General features: G+C 44.3%; 25 protein-coding genes and 1 pseudogene. 12 read left to right on the top strand and 14 right to left on the bottom strand.

Features of this window, described 5'->3' with window-relative positions:
- Positions 1 to 36 precede the first annotated feature (36 nt).
- The 6 genes from NSQ83_RS05735 to NSQ83_RS05710 form a co-directional block, all read right to left on the bottom strand.
- Complete coding sequence (locus NSQ83_RS05735; protein ID WP_163182312.1) at positions 37 to 2,364, bottom strand: YhgE/Pip domain-containing protein; 2,328 nt, start codon at positions 2,362 to 2,364, stop codon at positions 37 to 39.
- 70 nt (positions 2,365 to 2,434) lie between these two features.
- Complete coding sequence (locus NSQ83_RS05730; RefSeq protein ID WP_014479348.1) at positions 2,435 to 3,010, bottom strand: TetR/AcrR family transcriptional regulator; 576 nt, start codon at positions 3,008 to 3,010, stop codon at positions 2,435 to 2,437.
- 146 nt (positions 3,011 to 3,156) lie between these two features.
- Positions 3,157 to 4,569, bottom strand: a complete 1,413-nt coding sequence (hemY, locus tag NSQ83_RS05725; protein WP_110109613.1) for a protoporphyrinogen oxidase — start codon at positions 4,567 to 4,569, stop codon at positions 3,157 to 3,159.
- A 14-nt stretch (positions 4,570 to 4,583) separates the two neighbouring features.
- Positions 4,584 to 5,516, bottom strand: coding sequence for a ferrochelatase (gene hemH / locus NSQ83_RS05720; RefSeq protein WP_014479346.1), 933 nt, complete (start codon positions 5,514 to 5,516; stop codon positions 4,584 to 4,586).
- Between the two features lie 71 nt (positions 5,517 to 5,587).
- Positions 5,588 to 6,649 (bottom strand): uroporphyrinogen decarboxylase, encoded by a 1,062-nt coding sequence (gene hemE, locus NSQ83_RS05715; protein WP_110109612.1) that lies wholly within the window; start codon positions 6,647 to 6,649, stop codon positions 5,588 to 5,590.
- A 121-nt stretch (positions 6,650 to 6,770) separates the two neighbouring features.
- On the bottom strand, positions 6,771 to 8,915 hold the full coding sequence (locus NSQ83_RS05710; RefSeq protein WP_198878832.1) for a transglycosylase domain-containing protein: 2,145 nt from the start codon (positions 8,913 to 8,915) through the stop codon (positions 6,771 to 6,773).
- Positions 8,916 to 9,036: 121 nt separating this feature from the next.
- Between NSQ83_RS05710 and hmoB the strand changes: the two genes are divergently transcribed.
- The 4 genes and pseudogenes from hmoB to sndC all read left to right on the top strand — a co-directional run bounded on the left by hmoB (position 9,037) and on the right by sndC (position 12,618).
- Positions 9,037 to 9,537 carry a heme-degrading oxygenase HmoB gene (gene hmoB, locus NSQ83_RS05705; protein ID WP_069322493.1) on the top strand — a complete coding sequence of 167 codons (501 nt, stop codon included), beginning with the start codon at positions 9,037 to 9,039 and terminating at the stop codon, positions 9,535 to 9,537.
- Positions 9,538 to 9,581: 44 nt separating this feature from the next.
- Positions 9,582 to 9,899, top strand: a pseudogene (locus NSQ83_RS05700) (hypothetical protein).
- 65 nt (positions 9,900 to 9,964) lie between these two features.
- A complete protein-coding gene (locus NSQ83_RS05695) occupies positions 9,965 to 11,356 on the top strand; it encodes a hypothetical protein (RefSeq protein ID WP_101172518.1) in 1,392 nt (463 codons plus the stop codon).
- Positions 11,357 to 11,427: 71 nt separating this feature from the next.
- Positions 11,428 to 12,618 carry an N-acetyl amino acid acetylase SndC gene (sndC, locus tag NSQ83_RS05690; protein WP_248719442.1) on the top strand — a complete coding sequence of 397 codons (1,191 nt, stop codon included), beginning with the start codon at positions 11,428 to 11,430 and terminating at the stop codon, positions 12,616 to 12,618.
- A gap of 17 nt (positions 12,619 to 12,635) precedes the next feature.
- On the opposite strand, the gene NSQ83_RS05685 is transcribed toward sndC, so the two are convergent.
- Genes NSQ83_RS05685 through ecsA form a run of 3 tightly spaced genes read right to left on the bottom strand, consistent with a single transcriptional unit; the run spans position 12,636 to position 15,328 of the window.
- The gene (locus tag NSQ83_RS05685; protein ID WP_038427569.1) at positions 12,636 to 13,346 is read right to left on the bottom strand and encodes an EcsC family protein; all 711 of its coding nucleotides are present in this window, start codon (positions 13,344 to 13,346) and stop codon (positions 12,636 to 12,638) included.
- 19 nt (positions 13,347 to 13,365) lie between these two features.
- Positions 13,366 to 14,592 carry an ABC transporter permease EcsB gene (ecsB, locus tag NSQ83_RS05680; RefSeq protein WP_106073771.1) on the bottom strand — a complete coding sequence of 409 codons (1,227 nt, stop codon included), beginning with the start codon at positions 14,590 to 14,592 and terminating at the stop codon, positions 13,366 to 13,368.
- Positions 14,585 to 15,328: an ABC transporter ATP-binding protein EcsA gene (gene ecsA / locus NSQ83_RS05675; protein WP_024571662.1), complete on the bottom strand. Its 744-nt coding sequence runs from the start codon at positions 15,326 to 15,328 to the stop codon at positions 14,585 to 14,587. Before ecsA ends, ecsB begins: the two co-directional genes overlap by 8 nt.
- 487 nt (positions 15,329 to 15,815) lie before the next feature.
- Here ecsA and NSQ83_RS05670 point away from each other — a divergent pair, with 487 nt between their 5' ends.
- From NSQ83_RS05670 to trpP, 3 genes are all read left to right on the top strand, one after another.
- The gene (locus NSQ83_RS05670; protein WP_080529127.1) at positions 15,816 to 16,253 is read left to right on the top strand and encodes an HIT family protein; all 438 of its coding nucleotides are present in this window, start codon (positions 15,816 to 15,818) and stop codon (positions 16,251 to 16,253) included.
- A 146-nt stretch (positions 16,254 to 16,399) separates the two neighbouring features.
- Complete coding sequence (serC, locus tag NSQ83_RS05665) at positions 16,400 to 17,479, top strand: 3-phosphoserine/phosphohydroxythreonine transaminase (RefSeq protein ID WP_003233234.1); 1,080 nt, start codon at positions 16,400 to 16,402, stop codon at positions 17,477 to 17,479.
- Positions 17,480 to 17,602: 123 nt separating this feature from the next.
- On the top strand, positions 17,603 to 18,121 hold the full coding sequence (gene trpP, locus NSQ83_RS05660) for a tryptophan transporter (protein ID WP_198878829.1): 519 nt from the start codon (positions 17,603 to 17,605) through the stop codon (positions 18,119 to 18,121).
- Between the two features lie 73 nt (positions 18,122 to 18,194).
- On the opposite strand, the gene NSQ83_RS05655 is transcribed toward trpP, so the two are convergent.
- Positions 18,195 to 18,386 carry a hypothetical protein gene (locus tag NSQ83_RS05655; RefSeq protein WP_014476318.1) on the bottom strand — a complete coding sequence of 64 codons (192 nt, stop codon included), beginning with the start codon at positions 18,384 to 18,386 and terminating at the stop codon, positions 18,195 to 18,197.
- A 129-nt stretch (positions 18,387 to 18,515) separates the two neighbouring features.
- Here NSQ83_RS05655 and NSQ83_RS05650 point away from each other — a divergent pair, with 129 nt between their 5' ends.
- Entirely contained in the window at positions 18,516 to 18,872 is a 357-nt protein-coding gene (locus NSQ83_RS05650) for a YtxH domain-containing protein (protein ID WP_003245875.1), read from the top strand.
- 177 nt (positions 18,873 to 19,049) lie between these two features.
- Positions 19,050 to 19,661, top strand: a complete 612-nt coding sequence (locus tag NSQ83_RS05645) for an HTH-type transcriptional regulator Hpr (protein WP_003239501.1) — start codon at positions 19,050 to 19,052, stop codon at positions 19,659 to 19,661.
- On the opposite strand, the gene NSQ83_RS05640 is transcribed toward NSQ83_RS05645, so the two are convergent.
- Positions 19,658 to 19,999, bottom strand: a complete 342-nt coding sequence (locus tag NSQ83_RS05640) for a YhaI family protein (RefSeq protein WP_009966921.1) — start codon at positions 19,997 to 19,999, stop codon at positions 19,658 to 19,660. The genes NSQ83_RS05645 and NSQ83_RS05640 overlap by 4 nt on opposite strands.
- Positions 20,000 to 20,206: 207 nt before the next feature.
- On the opposite strand from NSQ83_RS05640, the gene NSQ83_RS05635 reads away from it, so the two are divergent.
- On the top strand, positions 20,207 to 20,725 hold the full coding sequence (locus tag NSQ83_RS05635; protein ID WP_198878828.1) for a DUF3267 domain-containing protein: 519 nt from the start codon (positions 20,207 to 20,209) through the stop codon (positions 20,723 to 20,725).
- Between the two features lie 107 nt (positions 20,726 to 20,832).
- Positions 20,833 to 21,015 (top strand): hypothetical protein, encoded by a 183-nt coding sequence (locus tag NSQ83_RS05630; protein WP_024571667.1) that lies wholly within the window; start codon positions 20,833 to 20,835, stop codon positions 21,013 to 21,015.
- Positions 21,016 to 21,067: 52 nt separating this feature from the next.
- Here the strand turns inward: NSQ83_RS05630 and yhzE2 are convergent, their stop codons facing one another.
- Together yhzE2 and yhzE1 are read right to left on the bottom strand one after the other, a co-directional pair.
- Positions 21,068 to 21,154 (bottom strand): sporulation protein YhzE2, encoded by an 87-nt coding sequence (gene yhzE2 / locus NSQ83_RS05625; protein WP_003155248.1) that lies wholly within the window; start codon positions 21,152 to 21,154, stop codon positions 21,068 to 21,070.
- 124 nt (positions 21,155 to 21,278) lie between these two features.
- Positions 21,279 to 21,365, bottom strand: coding sequence for a sporulation protein YhzE1 (gene yhzE1 / locus NSQ83_RS05620; RefSeq protein WP_003327753.1), 87 nt, complete (start codon positions 21,363 to 21,365; stop codon positions 21,279 to 21,281).
- Positions 21,366 to 21,524: 159 nt separating this feature from the next.
- Here yhzE1 and NSQ83_RS05615 point away from each other — a divergent pair, with 159 nt between their 5' ends.
- Positions 21,525 to 22,400, top strand: coding sequence for a peptidylprolyl isomerase (locus NSQ83_RS05615; protein ID WP_032725314.1), 876 nt, complete (start codon positions 21,525 to 21,527; stop codon positions 22,398 to 22,400).
- A gap of 40 nt (positions 22,401 to 22,440) precedes the next feature.
- On the opposite strand, the gene yhaL is transcribed toward NSQ83_RS05615, so the two are convergent.
- The gene (gene yhaL / locus NSQ83_RS05610) at positions 22,441 to 22,653 is read right to left on the bottom strand and encodes a sporulation protein YhaL (protein ID WP_003233252.1); all 213 of its coding nucleotides are present in this window, start codon (positions 22,651 to 22,653) and stop codon (positions 22,441 to 22,443) included.
- Positions 22,654 to 22,760 lie beyond the last annotated feature (107 nt).

Below are 22,760 nucleotides of genomic sequence, written 5' to 3'. Positions count from 1 at the left end.
AAAGAACTTGTTTCCAAGGAAACAAGTTCTTTTTCTTTATGAAGCCGGCTGTTCTTCTGATGTTTCTTCCTTCCGGCTTAACATTGTAAAGTAAGTAATGCTTAGTGCAATCATGACGAGGGCAATGCCGATTAAGACGCCGGCCATCTGCCACATGTAGCCAAAGTCACCGTTTGAAATGACTGCTCTGAATCCGTTAATGCTGTAGGTCATCGGCAATGCGCCGTGGATGACCTGATAGAAATTCGGAAGCAATTCAAGCGGGAAGGTTCCTCCGCTCGCTCCCAGCTGTAGCACTAAAATAATGACTGCGATAAATCGCCCCGGGTTGCCCATCGTGGTAGCCAAAAATTGAATCATCGCCAGGAAAGCGAGACTCGTAATGATCGTAAACACGTAAAATCTCCACGTGCTCTCTACCTCGAGACCAATTCCCAATAGAAGAACCGTCGCCACAATCAATGATTGAATGATCCCTACAAGCATCATGACATTGAATTTGCTGAAGAACCACTCAAAACCGTTTCTCGGACGTCCTGACGCTTCCTTCAGCGGGAAGACAACCGTCAGCATGATGCCGCCGACATATAAGCCCATTGACAGGATATAAGGTGTCAGCCCTGTACCGTAGTTAGGAACGGAATGAATGGCATCATCTTTGGTTTTAACCGGATCCGCAAACATGCCGTATGTTTGATCATCAGCATCGATATCTCCTGTTTGGTCAGCCGCATCCTTCAGCTTACTAGACAGCTCTCCTGTGCCGTCCAACAGCTTGCCTAAACCTGTATCAAGTGATGCAGATCCGTCTGCGAGTTTTGATGATCCGCTTTGGACCTGTTTAGACCCGTCTAACAGCTTAAACAATGCGCCGGATACTTGGCTGCTTCCTGTCACCAATTGCTCTGAGCCCGCTTTTGCTTTTGCGAACTGCTTATTATATTCACCGATGCCCGCTGTCAGTTTAGTTTGGCCATCTGTCAGCTTCTGAGAACCATTGTATATCTTATCAGCTCCCTCAGTTAATCTGTCAATCGCATCTTGGATTGTTTTTGCGCCGTTATAAAGCTTAGATGTAGCTTCCGGCATGGCTTTCACCTGCGCCACCTGCGCTTTCACGTCTTCAAGAGAGCTTTTTATCGTTGCGATGTCAGGCAGCTGATCAGCTGTAGGTAGCTGGCTTAATATTTGATCAAAATCAGGCGCATCAACTTGCGGAAGCTTTTTCTCAACAGAATTAATCAGCTGGCTTTTTTGCTCCGCTGTTAAGAAGTCACTCGAATTGATGACATTTTTAAATGCCTGATCACGGTTTTTCAAACTGTTTTCAAAGTCAGTCAGCTGTTTTTTGAATTCCTTCATCGCAGTTTCTGACTTTTCCAGATTGTTTACAGCAGTTTCAAGCTTCGTTAAATCGAGCGCATTAATGATCTTTTCCGCTTTTGCCGCTTTCTCAGAACCTTCTTGGACTTTACTGTTGAGCTGATCCAACCCGTTAGTAAGTTTAGGCGTACCCTTCTGCACGTTTTGAAGTCCGGCAAGAAGTTCATTCATCTTGCTTGTCAGTTCGCCTGATCCTGCTGCAAGCTGACCAGATTTATCATAAATCTGGTTGCTGCTGTCCTGGAATTTACCGAGCGAGCTGTCAAGTGATTGGATGCCGCTCGTCACCTGAGCCGCTCCATCTGCAAGCTGCGCTGTTTTGTCACTGATGGTAGCGGTGCTTTCCTTCAGCTTCGCCAGATTTTCTTTCAGCTGGGCGCTTCCGTTTTTCGCATCCTTTGTGCCGTCATCAATTTTTTTCGCGCCGCTGCTCGCGTCGCTCAAACCTTTTGCGATATCTTTAAAGTTATCAAAAATAACTTTCGTATATTGCTCGGTCACTTCTTTTGAAACAGAGGCTTTCAGTTTATCAATCGCTTTTTCGCCGATCGTTGCCCCTACATAGTTAGAACCTGCATTTGTGTGGTATTTCAGATCCAATTTTTTCGGATTTTTGTCTAATACAGTGCTGGCATTCTTAGAAAAATCCTCAGGAATCTCGACAACTAAATAATATTTTTGATTCAATAAGTCCTTTAACGATTGGTCGAGATCATTGGAAAAATGCCAATCAAAGTTGTTATTATCCTTTAATTCTTTGACCAGATCATCACCGATTTGAAGTTTTTCTCCTTCATACGTTGCTCCCTTGTCTTGGTTGACGACAACGACAGGCAGCTGGTCAACTGTGCCGTACGGGTCCCAATAAGCCTTTAAGAATACGCCGCTGTAAATAAGCGGGACAAACAAAATGGCGATGATGGGAATCAATAATTTTTTACTTGTTACGATGTCTTTCCACTGACTTCGTATTGTGTTCATCCTGATGCCTCCATTCTAAAACTGACTCATCATGAAAAATGGTCATTTTCTTGCAAAGAGAAAGGATTATCTAGTTCGCTGACAATCCTTTGACAACATACAATTCAAGCAGTCCCGCAATTGTCTCTTTATCAAGCGGGGGGTGTTGTTTTTCCCAGTCAAAAATGAGCGCGATATAAAGCTTCAGCATCACAAAGGCTGTCAGTTCAGGGTCGCACGGCTTGATTGCGCCGCTTTTGATCCCGTCTTCAATCTTACTTTTGATATAAGACAGTATGGCTCGCTCCATTTTCTGGATCACTTCCTGAACTGCCATTGTACCAATCTCGGCATTCTCTTGGAAAATTTTAATCGTCAGCTGATGTGTTTTCCTGAACTCCAGAATGGCAAACAGCGCTCTGTGCACATTTTCATGGAACGGAAGGTTCGGCTCCATCGCTTCATCCGCTTTTTGCTTCATTTCCTTTAATAAAGTAGTGAAAATCTCGTCAAACAGCTCTTCTTTATTTTTGAAAAAAGTATAAATGGTTCCCTTCCCCACGTTCGCAAGTTTTGCGACAAGATCCATTGTCGTCGCTTTATACCCGAACTGCGTGAAAGACTTTGTAGCCGCCTCCAAAATGAGCTTTTTTCGATCTATTGACATTGTATTCACCTCGAAACTGACCGTTTGAACATTTTAGTCATTAAGTACATATGCAAATGTATCATAACCTGCTGTTCAATTCAATCATTTTTTTACACAATATTGCCATTGAACATCAAAAAAACCTCCGCGATAAAGCGGAGGTTTTAGCTGAATAAATAGGTAAGCGCGTCAGACACGGCAGCTTTTCCTTGATCAATGCAGTCGGGAATGCCGACACCTTCGAAAGAAGCGCCTGTCATATAAACACCCGGATACGCAGATGCAAGTGCTTCACGCAGCTCCTTGATACGCTGCTTATGGCCGACATGGTACTGCGGCATGCTTTCATGCCATCGGGTTACACATGTCATTTCCGGCTCGCCGTTTATGTTCATGACTTTCTTTAAGTCTTCTAACACAATGTTGATAATGTCATTATCTGATAGATCGACAATGGATTCGTCTCCGGCTTTTCCGACATATGCCCGAAGCAGCGTTTTGCCTTCCGGCGCTGCGTGCGGCCATTTTTTATTCGTCCACGTACAGGCTGTGATCGCAAAGTCACTGTTTCTTGAAATGACAAAACCCGTGCCCTCATGCTCCATTTGGACGGAGCCTTCAGGGAAACCTAAAGCGACGTTTGCCACGGATGTGGAGTGCATATTTTTCAAATGAGAAATGGCAGGAAGCTCAGAAAGCATTCCCGCAGCCGCTTTATGCGGAGCAGTCACAATTACTGAATCAGCATCAAGTGTGACGCCATTATCCAGTTCGAGCGAATAGCCAGAGTCGCAACGGCTGAGTTTGGTCACTTTTGTGCCTTTATACACCTTCGTCAGCTTTAACTGCTTTTCGATCTCTTCTACAAGGGTCTGCAAACCGGTTGACAGAGTCTGGAACTGCCCTTGTTTTTTTGCCGTCAGCTGCTGGCCAGAGCCTTGAGGCCTTGTTTTTTTCATGCCGAGAATCAGGCTTCTATGCTTTTGTTCCGTCTGGTAAAATTGCGGGAATGTCGACATCAGGCTGAGCTTGTCAATGTCGCCTGCGTAGATCCCTGATAGAAGCGGCTCGATTAAGTTCTCGACCACTTCATCTCCGACACGTCTGCGGAAGAATTCTCCCAATGACTGATCATCCTTTGTTTTGCTTGCAGGCAGGATGAAATCCATAGCAGCTCTCGCCTTCCCTGACAAGGAAAACAGACCCGTAGAAACAAACGGCGCAATTTTTGTCGGTATCCCCATTACGGAGCCCTTCGGCATTGGATGCAGGGTGCGGTTTACAAGCACATAGGATTGTCCGGTCGCATTGTTGACAAGCAAATGCTCAAGACCTAAGTCTTTAACAAGCTGCGGGGCGCTTTTCTTTCGTTCCAGAAATGAGTCTGGCCCTCTTTCGATGATATAGCCGTCTTTCTTGACAGTCTGGATTTTCCCGCCGACTCTCGGACTTGCCTCAACAAGTGTCAGCTCAAGCGGCAGATTCTTTTCTTTGATTTCTTTTTCCATATAGAAGGCGGCGGCTAAACCGGTAATGCCGCCGCCGATGATGACTACATGTTTTTTGCCGTCACTCATGTTCATCGCCTTCTTTAACGTCCTAATTTTTTTAATACGACTGTTGCCAAAGCATCAATAAATTCAGGCTTGGCATTTGGCATTTCCGGCCGGTAATAGCTTGCGCCGATATCGTCAGTAACCACTTTGCATTCATAATCATTATCATAAAGCACTTCTAAGTGATCCGCGACAAATCCAACAGGAACATATACAAATGCTTGATAGCCTTTTTGTTCGAATAAATCACGTGTTAAATCCTGAACATCGGGTCCGAGCCAAGGATCAGGCGTGTTCCCTTCACTTTGCCAGCCGACAGCATATTCGGAAACGCCTGCGCCTTCAGCAATCAATTTCGCCGATTCATGCAGCTGGTCCGGGTACGGGTCTCCAAATTCTTTGATTTTTTCCGGCAGGCTATGTGCGGATACGATGAGCATTGCGTTTTCTCTTTCATCCTCAGGCATTGACGCATATGTTTCCTTTACTCGGTCAACCCAATATTTCACGAACTTAGGTTCATCGTACCAGCTTTCAACTGACGTAATCGTTAAGCCGCCGAGTTTTTCAGCCTCTTCTTTGGCGCGTTTGTTGTAGGACTGAACGCTGAACGTGGAGAAATGCGGCGCCAGCACGATGCTGACTGCTTCTGTAATGCCATCCTTATGCATCTCTGCTACGGCGTCTTCAATAAACGGCTCGATATGCTTCAGTCCGATATACGCTTTAAACGTAATCTCATCCTGAATTTCATTCAAGTGCTGTTCCAGATTATGCGCCTGCTCTTCTGTGATTTTGGCAAGCGGTGAAATGCCGCCAATCGCTTCGTATCTGTCTTTCAAATCTTGAAGCATTTCAGGTTCAGGCTTTCTGCCTCTTCTGATATGTGTATAATAACGTTCAATATCTTCTTCCTTATAAGGCGTGCCGTACGCCATCACGAGAAGCCCCATTTTCTTTCTACTCACTGTTTACACCCTCTTTAATGATCTGATACAAACATTTTGACAGGATATCATTAAGATACCAAAAGATATGCTTAGGAATATTGACCCATTTTTTTGTTTTGTGAATATTCATGGACAAATGCTGTCAGTTTTTTCAAAACCTCGGGACTGACATCAGGAAATACCCCATGGCCAAGATTGAAAATGAAGCCGTCTGATTTCATACCCTGATTAAGTATTTCCTTCGTTTTCTGCTCAATGACTTCCCATGGCGCAAGCAAAATGGACGGGTCCAGGTTGCCCTGCACTGTTTTAGTGATTCCTTTTGATCTGGCTTCAGCAATGCCGAGTCTCCAGTCAAGCCCGACAACATCGAGAGGAAGGTCATGCCAATCATCTGCGAGATGGCTTGCGCCGACGCCAAACATGATCAGCGGCACATTCTCCTTTGCGAGCTCTGAAAAAATCCGGTTCATTACGGGTTTGATGTATGTTCTGTAATCTGCCTGATTCAATGCGCCGACCCACGAATCAAAGATTTGAATCGCTTTTGCGCCTGCCTTAATCTGCGCTTTCACGTACACGATGATCATGTCGGCAAGCTTGGACATCAGCAGATTCCATGCATCCGGCATGCTGTACATGAAGGCTTTTGTTTTATTGTAGTTTTTCGATGGGCCGCCTTCGATCATATAGCTTGCAAGCGTAAAAGGCGCACCTGAGAAACCGATGAGCGGGACGTTCAGCTGCTCATTGACAAGCAGTTTAATCGTCTCAAGCACGTACGGCACGTCCTGTTCCGGATCAATCCGGCCGAGTTTTTCAATGTCCGCCAGAGACCGGATTGGCTGATCAATCACAGGACCGACCCCGTTTTTGATTTCAACATCCACACCGATTGACGGCAGCGGCGTCATGATATCTTTATAAAGGATTGCAGCATCGACTCCGTATTGCTCAACCGGCAGTCTTGTGACATACGCACAAAGTTCGGGCTGATGTGTGATCTCAAACAATCCGTACTTTTCCTTCAGCTTGCGGTATTCCGGCTGTGAGCGCCCTGCTTGCCTCATATACCACACAGGCGTGTGATCCGCTTTTTCTCCCCGCGCAGCTTTTAAAAACGTCTCGTTAAACGTTTCTCGTTTACTCATCTGATTTCCACCTTTCATACGGCAACCATACGTTCGTATTTCTTGACTTATTCCACTATACCTTGTTTTAGGCAAATGGTATAGAAATGTAGCTCAAAGTTCAAAAAATCGCCGAATTCCATTAAGAGGAAAACAATTTTGGCTGAACGTAATCGGTTCCTTCCCCTTCTCTTTTTGTCTGTGTATTATAAGGCACAATTTTATAAGACGCGCCCGAAAATAAGTTGGCATAAGGAATTTCATAGCTTCCCTTCCCTTCAACCGAATCAAGAAGCGTCTCCTCGCCGTCCTTGTTTACATAAATTCTGTATACGGCCCGATCATCCTCTTGAGCGTCCCACTTTAATTCAATAGTAAAGAGCCCCGCTGCTTTAAATGTGTAATCGGCTGTGAGTGTTTTGACCGGCTTCAGCTCAATCGGGCTTTCCAGGTCTTTAACGTTTTTAGGCTTTGTGAACACATGACCGGTTTCTCCTGCCTGTGTCAAAATATCCTTAAACAGCCGCGTCGGGTATGAGCTCCCGGCTTTCAAATAATGGTTTTGATCCGTTTTGTCATAGCCCATCCAGACTGCCCCGGTTATTTTCGGCGTATAGCCTGCAAACCAGGCGTCCTTTGTCGCGCCGGAGACGCCTGTATAAGATGTAGAACCTGTTTTTCCCGCCAGGTCGCCGTGATAGGTGCCGGACGTGGCCGTTCCCTTTTTGACTACCTGCTGCAGCATTCTCGTCATATTCCAAGACGTCTGCTTGTTGAAAACCCGCTTTCCTTCTTCTTTATAATCGGCTATTGTTTCTCCGTCTTCATCTATTATGCTCGAGATAAAGAAAGGTTCCGTATACGTTCCATTCGCGGCAAATGTATGAAACGCGCCGGCAAGCTGGAGCGGCGAAACGCCTTTTTCCAAGCCTCCTAGAGCGAGAGCAAGGCCTTCATCAGGGATATCAATGCCGTTTGCTTTCAAATAAGATTTTCCTGTTTCAACGCCGATCTCATTCAGCGTCCAGACAGCCGGCGCGTTTTTGCTGTACGTAATGGCGTCAGACATAGTGACTTCGCCCTCATACCGGCTGTCGTAGTTTTTCGGCGTATAATCTCCGTAGGACTGCAACTCATCCTTCAATAGAGAATATGGCTTAAATTTCTTTTCCTGCATCGCCGGTCCGTATACGGCAAGCGGCTTAAATGTGGAACCCGGCTGGCGGACAGCTGTGACACGGTTATATCCTTTGGATGTGTAATCCCTTCCGCCGATGGCCGCTTCTACACCGCCTGTCTTGTTATTAATAAAGACCGCGCTTCCCTCGGCATTCTGATCTGTTCCGGGATAATAGCTTCCCTCTTTCATCACCTGGTAAGCCGTCTTCTGCAGCTTCGAATCGAGCGGCACCTTGATCGTGTATCCGCCTTGAAGAAGCTGCTCTCCGGAAATGGAATACTTGTCTTCCGCCTCTTTGATCACAAGGTCAATGTAGCTGTCAAACCAAGGTGTTTCCGACTGTTTCTTCACGTGCAGTCCAAGCGTTCGGCCCTGTGCGGTGACAGCCTCTTTCGCACTGATATAGCCTTGGTCATTCATCATACCTAGAATTGTATCACGCCGCTCCTTATTTTTATCAGGGTGCAAAATCGGAGAGTACGTAGAAGGCGCCTTCGGAATAGCGGCCAAAACAGCGCCTTCAGATACAGTCAAATCTTTTACTTCTTTATTAAAATAATAGTGGGACGCCGCTTGTATGCCGTAGACGCCGTGTCCGAAGTAAAGCTGGTTTAAATACATTTCAAGCAGCTTGTCCTTGCTGTAATCCCGTTCAAGATTAATCGCAATGATCACTTCTTTTGTTTTTCTTAGAAACGTTTTGTCATGTGTCAGAAAAATATTTTTGGCAAGCTGCTGGGTGATCGTGCTTCCGCCTTCCACCTTTCCGCCTGCTAATATATCGCGATACACTGCCCTTCCGACAGATTTTGCATCAATGCCGTGATGCTCATAGAACCTTTTATCCTCAACAGCGATAAACGCTTCTCTGACCTGCTTTGGAATCTCATTGATCGAGACCGGTTCGCGATTTTCTGTATACAGGCTTGCAACCTCATCTCCGTTTTGATCAACAATTTTTGAAGAAGCATGAAGTATCAGCTTTTTTTCATCTATGACATAATGGCCGAGAAAAATAATTGAAATATATCCTATTAAAGCGAGAAAAGCAGTTAACACTAAAATAATGATAGGTATAAAAAGTTTCTTTTTCTTTATCTTAAACATGAACTCACCTCGCCTTTCTAAAGGTAGTATGGGAAAAATTGTTTGGAATTATGTTCGAAGCACTCGCCAATAGAAACTTATACCATTGTTTTGATATACTAGCAAGCAGGAGGTGGCTGATATGAAGGTTTATATTACATATGGGACAGCCGATTTTTTAAAAACGATCGTAGAAAAGCATCCCTCAGAAAATATCCTTTTGATGCAGGGGCAGGAAAACGCCATTTTGATTCATGAAACAAACGGAGATACCGTTTTCCAGGCACCACACGCTTATGAAGTCATTGACCAAGTCGGAGAGATCAAACATCCCGGTTTTGCAGTATTGAACAATATTGCCGTCACTCAGGAAGGACGTCCGCTGTTTGAAAACAGATTTAAAAACAGAGCGGGAAAAGTCGAAAACGAGCCTGGCTTTGAAGCAATTCGAGTGCTCCGTCCGATCGACAGTGACACCTATGTCATTCTGACCTTGTGGGAAACGGAAAGCGCCTTTCAAGACTGGCAGCAGTCCGGTTCTTACAAAGAAGCCCACAAAAAACGCGATACATCTGCCGGAATTGACACAACGTCGATCTTCTCCCGGCCTTCCTATGTCACCACATATTTCGCTGTCGAATAGCTGCCGGCATGTCCGGCAGCTTATTTTATTGGGAGGAAAGCAAAATGAAGCATACTTGCCCAGTCTGCGGGTTTAAGGGATTGGCTGAACCGCCATATGATCATGAAGGCAATCATTCTTATGAAATCTGCCCGTGCTGCGGTTTTCAGTTCGGATTTGATGATTACGAGATGCAGCACGAGGATGATTCATATTTAGAGCCATCGGAAAGCATCATCGCCTATAGAAAAAACTGGCTTGCTGAAGGGTGCGTCATTTTTTCTCCTGAATGCTTCCCAAAACATCTGCAAAAAGCGAATAGAGTATTAAGGCATCATCTGATTGAGCAGCTGAAACAGATCAATGTTCATCTTCCATCATAACCCTCCACTCTGTCCCGGCACCTTCCGCCCGCCTATGAATAATCTGTAAGCGGAAGGAGTGATCGATGATGGAAGTCGGGATTTTGTCTGTCCATGTTCTGTATGTGTTTTTTATCGGAGCAATTATCCTATTTATGCTGCTGAGAAAAGACACGACATTTATTTCTCTATTCGGCATTTTTATCATATCGCTATGGGCCAGCCATTCACTTTCAGCTTCTGTCAGCAGTTTATTCCACAGCTTTATCTATGCGGCCGGCGAACTGCTGCCCACGATTTTCATCATTTGCTTTATCGTTTCAATGAGTGATTTGTTAACAAAAACAGGGATAAATGAAGCGATGATTTCTCCCTTTGCAAGCCTTGTGAGAGGGCCTGTGACTGCCTATTGGCTGATTGGAGGCCTGATGTTCGCCATTTCTCTATTCTTCTGGCCTTCTCCGGGTGTCGCTTTGATCGGCGCCGTCCTGCTCCCCGCAGCCGCACGTGCCGGTTTGACGCCTCTTGCCGCGGCCATGGCCATGAACTTATTCGGACACGGTTTTGCCCTGTCAGGAGACTTTGTCATTCAGGCGGCGCCAAAGCTGACTGCGGATGCAGCAGGCATTCCAGTCGGTGATGTCGTCTCGGCCAGTATTCCGCTTGTGCTGATTATGGGTGTGACTACAACAACCGCTGCCTTTATCATGATTCAGCGCGAACGCAAAAAACAGGAGCATCCCGCTTCTTTTTCCCCCGTTCTTTCCGGCGAACAAGACAACTCGCTGTACTTGCCAAAACGCCTGCGGTCCATACTGGCTTTTTTGATTCCGCTTGCCTTTCTTGCAGATATCGCCTGCATGCTCTTGTTTAACCTACAAGGAAATGATGCAACCGCGTTAATTGGCGGGTCTGCAATTTGTATCCTCTTTACCGTTCATTTTTTCGTGTATAAGCATAAAGGGCTTGAAAAAATCACCGGCTATTTTATTGACGGATTTAAGTTCGGTTTTAAGGTTTTCGGCCCCGTCATCCCGATTGCCGCTTTCTTTTATCTTGGCGACTCAGGCTATGAAAGTATACTGGGCACTTCACTCCCTAAAGGTTCCCACGGCATTGTCAACGATCTTGGCATTGCTTTATCCCATATGATGCCTATGTCAAAGGAGCTTGCCGCCGCTGCATTAACTGCCGCTGGAGCCATAACAGGCCTTGACGGCTCAGGATTTTCTGGCATTTCTCTCGCCGGCTCCATCGCAAAGCTCTTTTCGTCCGCTCTCCATGCCGATCCCGCTATTCTGACCGCGCTCGGACAAATCTCTGCCATCTGGGTGGGCGGAGGCACACTGGTCCCATGGGCTTTGATTCCCGCCGCGGCCATTTGCAAAGTTGATCCTTTTGAGCTTGCCAGAAAAAACTTCATTCCCGTCGCGATTGGCCTTTTGGTGACAACCCTCGCAGCTGTGATGATGCTTTAAAACAGCACGAGTTGAAATATTCAGACTTTTTCTATACAATCATGGAAAACATAGAAAAGGGGGAAGCGGCTTTGTCCATATCCACACTGCAGAAAGAGATAAACAAACAGCTCGACGGCTGTTTTGAAGAAATGGTTGAGATCAGGCGCCATTTTCATATGTATCCTGAGCTCTCATTTCAAGAAGAAAAAACCGCCGCATTTATTGCTTCCTATTATGAATCGTTAGGAGTCCCAATCCGCACAAACGTTGGCGGCAGAGGGGTTTTAGCATATATAGAAGGAAGCGAACCCGGCCCTACAGTCGCTTTGAGGGCCGACTTTGACGCTCTCCCCATTCAAGATGAAAAAGATGTCCCTTACACCTCCAAAGTGCCTGGTGTCATGCATGCATGCGGCCACGACGGCCACACCGCAGCTCTTCTCGCAGTGGCCAAGGTCCTTCACCAAAACAGACATGAACTGAAGGGAACATTTGTGATGATCCACCAGCATGCAGAAGAATATTATCCGGGAGGCGCAAAGCCAATGATTGATGACGGCTGTCTCGAAAACGCGGATGTGATATTCGGCACTCATCTTTGGGCAACTGAGCCGCTCGGAACTATTCTTTGCCGCCCCGGCGCCGTCATGGCGGCGGCGGACCGATTTACGATTAAAGTCTTCGGAAAGGGCGGCCACGGCGCTCATCCGCATGATACAAAAGACGCCGTCCTGATCGGTTCGCAAATCGTTTCCTCTTTGCAGCACATTGTCAGCCGCAAAGTCAATCCGATTCAATCCGCCGTCATTTCGACAGGCTCCTTCATCGCCGACAATCCGTTTAATGTCATCGCAGACCAAGCAGTACTCATCGGCACAGCGCGTTCTTTTGATGAAAATGTCCGGGACATTCTGGAGAAAGAAATTGAAGCGGTTGTAAAAGGAATATGCAGCATGCACGGCGCGTCCTATGAGTACACCTATGAACAGGGTTATCCGGCGGTTGTGAACCATCCTGCAGAAACGAGCCACTTGGTGAGCACCGCAAAGAATACCGAGGGCGTTCAGCAGGTCATTGACGGTGAACCGCAAATGGGCGGCGAGGATTTTGCTTATTACCTACAAAACGTGAAAGGCACTTTTTTCTTTACAGGCGCCGCTCCCGAACAGCCAGAGCGAGTCTATTCCCACCACCATCCGAAATTTGATATCAACGAAAAAGCAATGCTGACAGCGGCCAAGGTCCTTGCCGGCGCTGCGATCACCTATCATCAGCTATAAAAAAACAGCCGGAGTGTTTATTCTCCGGCTGTTTCCTTTAATATCCTCAGATGAAAAACATGTCTTGCCGTCTCTCCAAGCTGAGCAAGCAGCTTATAATTGGCAATTCCGCCGACTGCCGCTCCTACGCCCGGCAAAAGCTGAAAAAGCTTCACGACGTCGATATAATCGCGATATTCCTGCTGGAACACTCTCCAGTCGATGCTCTTTTTCTCCGTCTCCCAATTTTCGATGACAGAAAAAAGCGATTTACGGCCATCATCACTCGAAAACGCAAGCTGAAACACGAGAAGCAAAAATATCCTTTCTTGTGCATCCTTGACATCAAAGCCGTAAATGGAAGACAAGGTAAATAAACACTTCATCTTAATTGAAAGCAGCAGCGGAAAATCAGCAATGCCTAAAAAAATGCCGCCCGCTCCGGTGCCGACTCCCTCAGCAGCTGCCACTTTCTGATAAGAAACAATCGTTTTTTTCGCCAATTCATTTTTTTCACTGAGCGACAGTGCACTTGTATCCTTTTTATAAGTGATGATATTGGAGCCGGCCATTGTCGCTTCTACCATTTTTCTCACACTCTCGGTGACGACCGTATGGATTTTCTCAGGAATCCGTTCATTCACCTTCGTCTGGACACGCTTCGAAAAGCGTTCAAACATGGAATCCTTTCGCAAAAAATGCATTTTCCATTCCAAAGCTTCCTGCATCAGCAGCTGATTATCTGTCATTTGATTACCTCTTTTCAGTTCACAGCTTTCCGTGCTTTTTCAGCCTGGTTGTCATATAAGCAGGCAAAACAACAAAAATCAGAACGGCAGAACCGATCAGCGCGTACAGAAAACCGGTCAAGCCGGCTGCATAGGCAGATGCAACAGACATCAGCAGCGCTTGAATACTAAGTGCAGTTTTTAATAGAGAGAAATAGCTTTTCAGCTTTGTTTCTTTTTTCACAGGGTACAGCTCTTGAAGCGCCAGATGGTCAAAGTGGCCGAAGAGCGGCAGAAGCTGAATGCCCGTAATGAAAATGGCAAACACAGTCAAAACCGCTGCAATAAGCGGGCTGGCTGAGACATACATAATGATCAGCGCGAAAACAATCGTTAATCTGACAAGAATGCCCAAATAATCGCTCGAACGCAAAAAGGCGCGGGTGAACATATAGGCAAATGTTTTGCGCTGTTCAAACGGCACAAGCCGCAGCAAAAAGTCGAGATAAGCTCTGCGTTTGGCTTGCTTTCGCAAATGCGGCACATCAGTAAACAGGTTGGCAATCCGATAGAAACGCTGCTTTCGTCTCAATTCGGACTCAATATGGCTCTCCCATTTAAATGTTTTTTGTTTTGCTGCGGAAGACATATACAGATAAAGAACAGCCATAATGACATAGACGAGAAGCGCATACATATAAACAGATTGGAAAACAAAATAAAGAACGAGTGTATTCGCCGCAAAGCGAATGATGACGTCCATCCGTTTCATGCTGCGGTCGTTTTGGAAAGTCATGCGCCATTCCATTACCTGATTCCACGCTTTCAGCAGCAACAGTTGGACAAAGACCGCGGCATACGATACGAGCGAAGCCCCCGGTGTGACTGCGAAATAAAGCGGCATCGCAACGATACTCAGCGCAATAAGCGGAAACAGCTGAGACACATAGCTGTAGACAAACGCCTGCTTCAAGTAAGGCTCCATTTTTGCTTCAAGAGGCAATAAGAAAACAAGGTCAGCCTCCTTCAAAAGCGTTCGCACATAAGAGCTTGTCAACACGAGCGAAAACAGCACGGCCATCACCCAAAAGGACGGAAAGTGAGCGGGAATGTCCCGTATCCATTTGCTGTACCAGCTTGCAGCGCCCGCTAGAAAAAAAATCAAAACAATGACGAGGTGATCGTTGAGCATATATTTCATGTATGTTCTTGTTTCTTTGATATGCTCCTGCAGCCGCGACTGCCAAATATCAAGCATATTATTCATGGCCAGCGTCTTCCTTTGTAAGCTCAAGATACAAATCGTCCAGCGCCGCGTCCTTCATTCCAAACTGCTCTCTGAGCTCTGACAGCGTGCCGCGCGCCCGCACCTCGCCGTTATGTAAAATAATAAACGAATCGCAATAGCGTTCTGCCGTTGCCAAAATGTGTGTTGACATCAGCACGCTCGCCCCGCCTTTTTTCGCTTCATTCATCCGTTCAAGCAGCGCGTTAATGGCAAGCGGATCAAGCCCTAGAAAAGGCTCATCAATAATGTAGAGCGCAGGCTCTGCCAAAAATGCGCACATAATCATAACCTTCTGCTTCATTCCTTTAGAAAAATGGGCCGGGAACCACTTCAGCCTCTTTTCCATTCGGAATTCCTTTAAAAGCGGAGGCAGCCTTTTCTCCATCGTTTCTTTTGACAGTCCATATGCCATGGCTGTTAGTTCAAGATGCTCCATCAGCGTCAATTCTTCGTATAAAACAGGTGTTTCAGGTATATAGGTAAATTGTGAACGGTAGCCTTCCGGATCCTCAGCAAACGTTTTACCGTTTAATGCGATTGAACCTTTATGCGGGTCCATCAGCCCGATGATGTGTCTGATTGTTGTACTTTTGCCAGCACCATTCAGCCCGATTAATCCGACAATTTGATTCGGTTCAAGGGTGAATGATACGCTTTTTAAAACCGGATTCCTTGTATATCCGCCGGTCAAGTCTTTTACCGATAGCAGAGACATAGTTTCTCCCCTTATAGTGTTTTTCTTCATAGTACCAAAAACAAGGCCTGATTTGAAACAATTCCCTTTTAACAAATGATGAATTTGCTGTCATAAAGAGACAGGGTTCTGGACATCATAATAGTTGTAGAGGAAAAGCATATCAACTGAAAAATGAGGTGTTTGTCAAAGACGTCTTAGAAACAGTTGGATAGAAAATAAACATGTCCAATGCTCAAACCATTTCTCTTCACTGAATTGATGAATTCTTCATGTATGAAGCAAATTGTCAAATGAGGTGTTTATCGCAGGAATCGTTAGGCATTAAACAAGTCTTCATTTTATTGACAAATGAGGTGCTTACCAAAGGCATAACACATTTTCTTCATATAAGCTCTTCCTCTGCATTCAGGGTGAACGCTCGCCGTTCATCCTGTTTTCTATTTTCTGCATTTCTGTGGTACGATGAGTGTATACATACTAAACAATTTCATAAGGAGGAACCCTCATGCATTGTGCAGAAAATTGTATCTTTTGTAAAATTATCGCCGGCGACATTCCATCCGCTAAGGTGTATGAAGATGAACATGTACTTGCCTTTCTTGATATCAGCCAAGTGACAAAAGGCCATACGCTTGTCATTCCGAAAACACATATTGAGAATGTATATGAATTTACAGATGAATTAGCAAAACAATATTTCCATGCTGTTCCGAAAATCGCCCGCGCTATCCGGGATGAATTTGAACCGATCGGCTTAAATACGCTGAACAATAACGGCGAAAAAGCTGGACAATCTGTGTTCCACTACCATATGCATATTATCCCTCGCTACGGAAAAGGAGATGGATTCGGAGCGGTTTGGAAAACGCATGCTGATGATTATAATCCGGAGGATCTGCAGAACATCTCTTCCTCTATCGCAAAACGCCTGGCCTCATCATAAGATGAGGTTATTTTATTTTGTGAACATTTCGCAAACATCCGTCAATTTCTTTTGATAATTCTAATTTTTTATCAAAAAACTGAATTTTTGTGATAGGATAATTGTATTATTTTATACATTAACGTGGAAAACAGGGAGAGATCATAATGGAACGTACAACGAATTTTAACGCAGGTCCTGCAGCGCTGCCACTGGAAGTTCTGCAAAAAGCACAGAAAGAATTTATTGATTTTAACGAATCCGGCATGTCTGTTATGGAGCTTTCCCACCGCAGCAAAGAGTATGAAGCGGTGCACCAAAAAGCGAAAAGCCTCTTAATCGAACTGATGGGCATTCCGGAAGATTACGATATCTTGTTTCTTCAAGGCGGGGCAAGCCTTCAATTCTCAATGCTTCCGATGAACTTTTTAACACCTGAAAAAACCGCACATTTTGTGATGACCGGCGCTTGGTCTGAAAAAGCACTGGCAGAAACGAAACTGTTCGGGAACACGTCTATCACCGCTACAAGTGAAACAGACAATTACAGTTATATTCCAGAGGTTGACCTTACGGATGTAAAAGACGGCGCATATTTACATATCACATCCAACAATACAATTTTCGGCACTCAGTGGCAGGAGTTTCCGAATTCTCCAATTCCGCTCGTAGCCGACATGTCCAGCGATATTTTAAGCAGAAAAATCGATGTGTCCAAATTTGATGTGATCTACGGAGGCGCCCAAAAGAACCTCGGCCCTTCCGGCGTGACTGTAGTCATCATGAAAAAAAGCTGGCTGCAAAATGAAAATGCGAACGTCCCAAAAATCTTGAAATATTCCACGCATGTCAAAGCGGATTCACTCTACAACACTCCGCCGACATTTGCGATTTATATGCTGAGCCTCGTTCTGGAATGGCTCAAGGAAAACGGCGGTGTGGAAGCTGTTGAACAGCGCAATGAACAAAAAGCGCAGGTTCTCTACAGCTGTATTGATGAAAGCAACGGCTTCTATAAAGGACATGCCAGAAAAGACAGCCGCTCACGCATGAATGTCACCTTCACGCTTCGGGATGACGAATTAACGAAAACATTCGTCCAGAAAGCAAAAGATGCGAAGATGATCGGCCTTGGCGGACACCGTTCGGTGGGAGGCTGCCGCGCTTCTATTTATAACGCGGTCTCTCTCGAAGACTGTGAAAAATTAGCTGCGTTCATGAAGAAATTCCAGCAGGAAAATGAGTAAAAAGTCTGGCTATGCAAACCGTTCGTTTGGTATACTGTTTGCATAACACATTCTGTAAAGCCTTCGCAATAAATGATGAGCATATTATTGGAGGGCAAAAGCTTAGCAGAGGAGAGCATAGTTATGAAAACAAAAGAGTTAGTCATTATGGCTCTGTTTGCCGCAATCGGCGCAGCGCTTCATTCCATTATTCCGCCCTTTTTAGGCGGCATGAAACCAGATATGATGCTGATCATGATGTTCATGGGCATTCTGCTGTTCCCGCGGGTGCAAAATGTACTCGTCATCGGGATCGTGACAGGAATCATTTCCGCGCTTACAACCGCGTTTCCAGCCGGACAGATCCCTAACATCATTGATAAACCCGTATCAGCGTTTCTGTTCTTCTCCCTGTTTCTCTTGTTCAGAAAGAGCCGGAAAACAGGTGCAGCCGCTGTGCTGACAGTGATCGGGACCATGTTATCGGGAATTGTGTTTCTATCGTCAGCTTTATTGATCGTCGGTTTACCGGGCGGTTTCGCCGCATTGTTCGCGGCTGTTGTTCTGCCGGCCGCTGTGCTGAATACAATCTCAATGATCATTATTTATCCGATTGTGCAAACCATTTTAAGGCGTTCAAGCTTTATGGAAGCTGCTAAATAATTGTCACACAAAACCTCTTCCGCTTCCGGGAGAGGTTTTTTTGAACAGAGCGCCCGCAGCATGTCAGCATGTTTTAAGCGAGGAGTTTTGTGAAAAAGATAAGACATAGTGTAAAGGCGGTTCCGGTTGAACAAACAAGCGCTTTCTGCCGGATGACTTTCTTGGGCGGATAAGAAGCAGCCTGGCTGAGAAGTCTGATATAGTAAACAGCGCCTGAAGCGAAGGCAAGGGTGATGCAAGATAACACAATCAAAAAGACAGACAACCTTCTCCCTCCTTTTCACTTAAAAAATATGCTAAAATAAAGCAAGCTATGTATAGAAGTTCAGGCTTTCAACAAAAATGAAAAATGCTGAATGAATCCTATTTTGAAGAAAAAGACGGGGTGATTGTAATGGCGAGCGGACGTTCTCTATTAACAGGACTATTCGTAGGCGGCATCATCGGAGGAGCAGCGGTTCTTCTTACTGCACCTTCCTCAGGAAAGCAGCTGCGTGAAAAAATGAAAACCAATTATGATTCTTTTGAAGAAACAATCAAACGCTTAAAGTCAGACGGGCTTGCATTAAAAGACCAGCTGATCAAAGCGGCAAAAGAAAGCACGGATGTTATTAAAGACGTGGGCGGCGAGCTCCAAACGTCAATTAAAAAATGGCAGGAAGAGATCAAGCCTCACCAGCAGGATCTGCAAAAAGAAATTGCCGATATCGAAGAGAAAATCAGACAGCTGGAGAAAACCTTACAAAACTAATATCCTATTCAAAAGAAAAAAATGCGGGCCAAAATTGGACCCGTATTTTTTTTGGCCGAAAAACCCTTTCGTCGCAATGGTTTGTGAATTTATTAAAAAATTCTTACATTTTCATCTTTATTAATCTTTATTTTATTGGCATAATAGAGAAAAAGAAAAAGAGAAGCAGGTGACGTAATGAATCGAGTGGAACCGCCCTATGATGTGAAAGAAGCTCTAGTCTTCACCCAGAAAATGGCTCAGCTTAGCAAGGCTCTTTGGAAATCAATCGAGAAGGATTGGCAGCAATGGCTCAAACCGTATGACCTGAATATTAATGAGCATCATATTTTATGGATTGCGTATCAATTGAATGGAGCTTCCATTTCTGAAATCGCGAAGTTCGGGGTCATGCACGTATCAACCGCATTCAACTTTTCAAAAAAGCTGGAAGAACGGGGATATTTAAGGTTCTCCAAACGGCTGAATGATAAAAGGAACACATATGTCCAATTGACTGAGGAAGGTACCGAGGTATTCTGGAGCTTGCTTGAGGAATTTGATCCGACACGCAACGCTGTTTTTAAAGGGTCACAGCCTTTGTATCATTTATTCGGAAAATTTCCTGAAGTGGCAGAAATGATGTGTATGATACGCCATATCTACGGCGATGATTTTATGGAAATTTTCGAAACGTCACTCACCAATATTGACAATGACTTTGAAAGCGTAAACGGAAAACTGAAGAAAAAAGCAAAGGACAGTGCGGCGGATGAACCGGCTGAAGAGCTCGAACCTGTAAACAGTTAATCAAAATGCTTCATGATGTCGATAAAGACTTCCATCAGCTCTTGATAAAGCCCCTGCTCATACAGGGCAAAAATCGTTTCATGAACATCTAATTTTTCATTCAGCTGTCCGGCAAAAAGCGCAAGGAGCTTATCAAAGGTTACAAATCCTTGCGCTTTTTGTGTTGCCAGCTCTTCCGACAATTCGTCGCATATCCTCATAACCGCTTCCCCTTCTTCCTTGCTCAGCCCTTTATCAATGAGAAGCGCATAGAAGGGGTACCTGTCCATATCTACTGTTTTCACTAATAATTGTATGTAATATTCTAATCGCTCAATGCGATGATCCATCGAATCCATCCACACCACTTCTTTCTATCTTTAATCTTATTTTAGCTGATAATTCACTGAGAAGAAAGTTCTAACCCCATATTTCGCAGTTTGTTTGCTTGTTTCAAAAAAATACCTGCCGGATGATATTTTTTCTTAAAAAAGCATTGATTTTTTCTCTTGGGAGGAGTAAATTATTTTGAGATTCTATTCAAGATGTATGGAAGGATGACTTTGATGAATTGCTGGAAGACCATAAATCTCATGAAGGATTATGGCGCCATTCGCATAATATTAACTGCTGTATGTTTTATGATTTTGGTTTTTATATCTACCTTTTTAGCTTTTGAGCTGCTGCGGCCTGGCACAAGCTTAAGCGATGAATATGTATCTTTATTCGGCGGTTTGCTCGTCGTTATTTTATTTGTACATAAAGTCATCCATGTCCTGCCAATCATCTGCAAAAAAAGAAAAATAGAAAAAAAGTTTTACATATTGCGCATGCGCACATGGAAACGTATACCAAAAACAACAATGCTGATTTCACTCGTCAGCCCGTTCTTGCTGATTACACCGGTATTGTTTTACGCAGCACTGGCATTTCCGAATCATGCTCATTATTTCTGCATGATCTCGGGCATTCACGCCGGCTACTGTCTGCCTGATTTCCTGCTGGCTCTCAAGCTGATAAAAGCACCGAAAACCGCTTTTATTGATCAGGAAGCTGACGGCTTGGATATTCTTGTTGAAAAGTAGTCAAACCCTGGTGCTGGTGGCGATTTTTCAATTTGCATTCTATCTTTTTTAATAAATATTTGGTAATGTAATATGGGACAGTTCAGAGAGAGGGGGAATCTCCCATCATTTTATTCTATTTTATCGTGGCTGCCGTGTTTATTTTATATTTCATAAACAGGCTCACCAATACATTATGCCTTGTCAGAGAGATTCCTGAAGAGCGGCAAGATAAGGTATTCCGATTTATTAATGTATCTATATTAATTTTACTGATCTCTTCGTTTGTGGAGATCTCCTTTACAGTGTAAATACGAAAGAAAGCATAGCTGCTGATTAAGCAGCTATGCTTTTTTATGTTGATTAGTACAGCCAAGAAGCGCCGATGATAATCAATAAAATAAATAACACAACCAATAAAGCGAATCCGCCTGCAAATACTTCACCCATCTTAAAAAGCACCTCCTGTAATAAGCTTTATTTACCAATTACATGTTATGCAATTCATGTTTGAAACGATTAGGCGCTAGTGAAAATAAAGGATCGCTTATGTTGCAAGCGATCCTCGGGCTGCTTAGTAGATGTAAGCTGCACCTACGATGATAAGCAAAATGAACAGTACTACGAGCAACGCGAATCCGTTAGAGTATCCTCCGCTCATGTTACATACCTCCTTTTCTTGATCAATATATAAGTATGTCATCAGCAAAAGTTTGACTAGACGAATGCCCTTTATTTAAAATCTTTTTACAGAAAGCCACAATATGTTATGATACGCATAGGTAATTTAATTTGGAATGATTAGGAGTGTTTGAAAACAATGAAGAAAATCGCAATAGCAGCTATCACTGCTACAAGCATCCTCGCTCTCAGTGCTTGCAGCAGCGGCGACAAAGAAGTTATCGCAAAAACAGACGCAGGCGATGTAACAAAAGGCGAGCTTTACACTTATATGAAAAAAACAGCTGGAGCAAGTGCTCTCACGCAGTTGGCACAGGAAAAGGTGTTGGACAAAAAGTATAAGGTAACTGATAAAGAAGTGGAAAATAAACTAAAGGAATACAAAACACAGCTCGGTGACCAATATTCAACCATAAAAAAACAATATGGTGAAGATTTCCTGAAGGAAACAGTAAAAATGGAATTACTTACAGAAAAAGCGGCTAAAGATAACATCAAAGTAACAGACGCCGATATCAAAGAGTACTGGGAAGGCTTAAAAGGCAAAATCCGTGCAAGCCACATCCTTGTTGCTGATAAAAAGACAGCTGAAGAAGTAGAGAAAAAGCTGAAAAAAGGCGAGAAGTTTGAAGACCTTGCGAAAGAATACTCAACAGACAGCTCTGCTTCAAAAGGCGGGGATCTTGGTTGGTTCGCAAAAGACGGTATGATAGCTGATTTCAGCAAAGTTGCATTCAAATTAAAAACAGGTGAAGTCAGTGATCCTGTCAAAACGCAATACGGCTACCACATCATTAAAAAGACAGAAGAACGCGGCAAATACGATGATATGAAAAAAGAACTGAAATCTGAAGTACTTGAACAAAAACTAAATGACAGCAATGCCGTTCAGGAAGCTGTTCAAAAAGTCATGAAGAAAGCTGACATCGAAGTAAAAGATAAAGATCTGAAAGACACATTTAATACATCTTCAACAAGCAACAGCACTTCTTCGTCTTCAAGCAGTTCTAAATAATAAAAAAGCTGTGCAGGCTCATTGAGCCGCACAGCTTTTTTTATGCGATGGAATGGTTTTGATTTTCTTCTTCATGCTGCTGAGAACTGCGGCGTTCTCGCTCCTTTTCCATCCTCTCCATATAAATCTGCCCTTCTTTTTCAATAAAAGCCTGGTCTACTTTTTCTTCCTCTTTGGCTGCCGCCACAAGTTTATATGCGCTGAAAATAATGCCTACAATACAAAGATACACCCACCACGGAAAAAATAACACGGGCTCCTCCCCCTTTGCATAGATTCTTTATTCTTAACCATATGCGGGAATGAGACGAGTTATGTGCGGGAAAGACGCATCAAAAAGGACTGAGCTGAATATGTCAG

It is taken from the genome of Bacillus sp. PS217, from assembly GCF_037963535.1.
In the GTDB taxonomy this organism is placed as follows: domain Bacteria; phylum Bacillota; class Bacilli; order Bacillales; family Bacillaceae; genus Bacillus; species Bacillus subtilis.
Note: the sequence above shows the minus strand (reverse complement) of the source record. Positions and strands in the feature narration are given on the sequence as shown.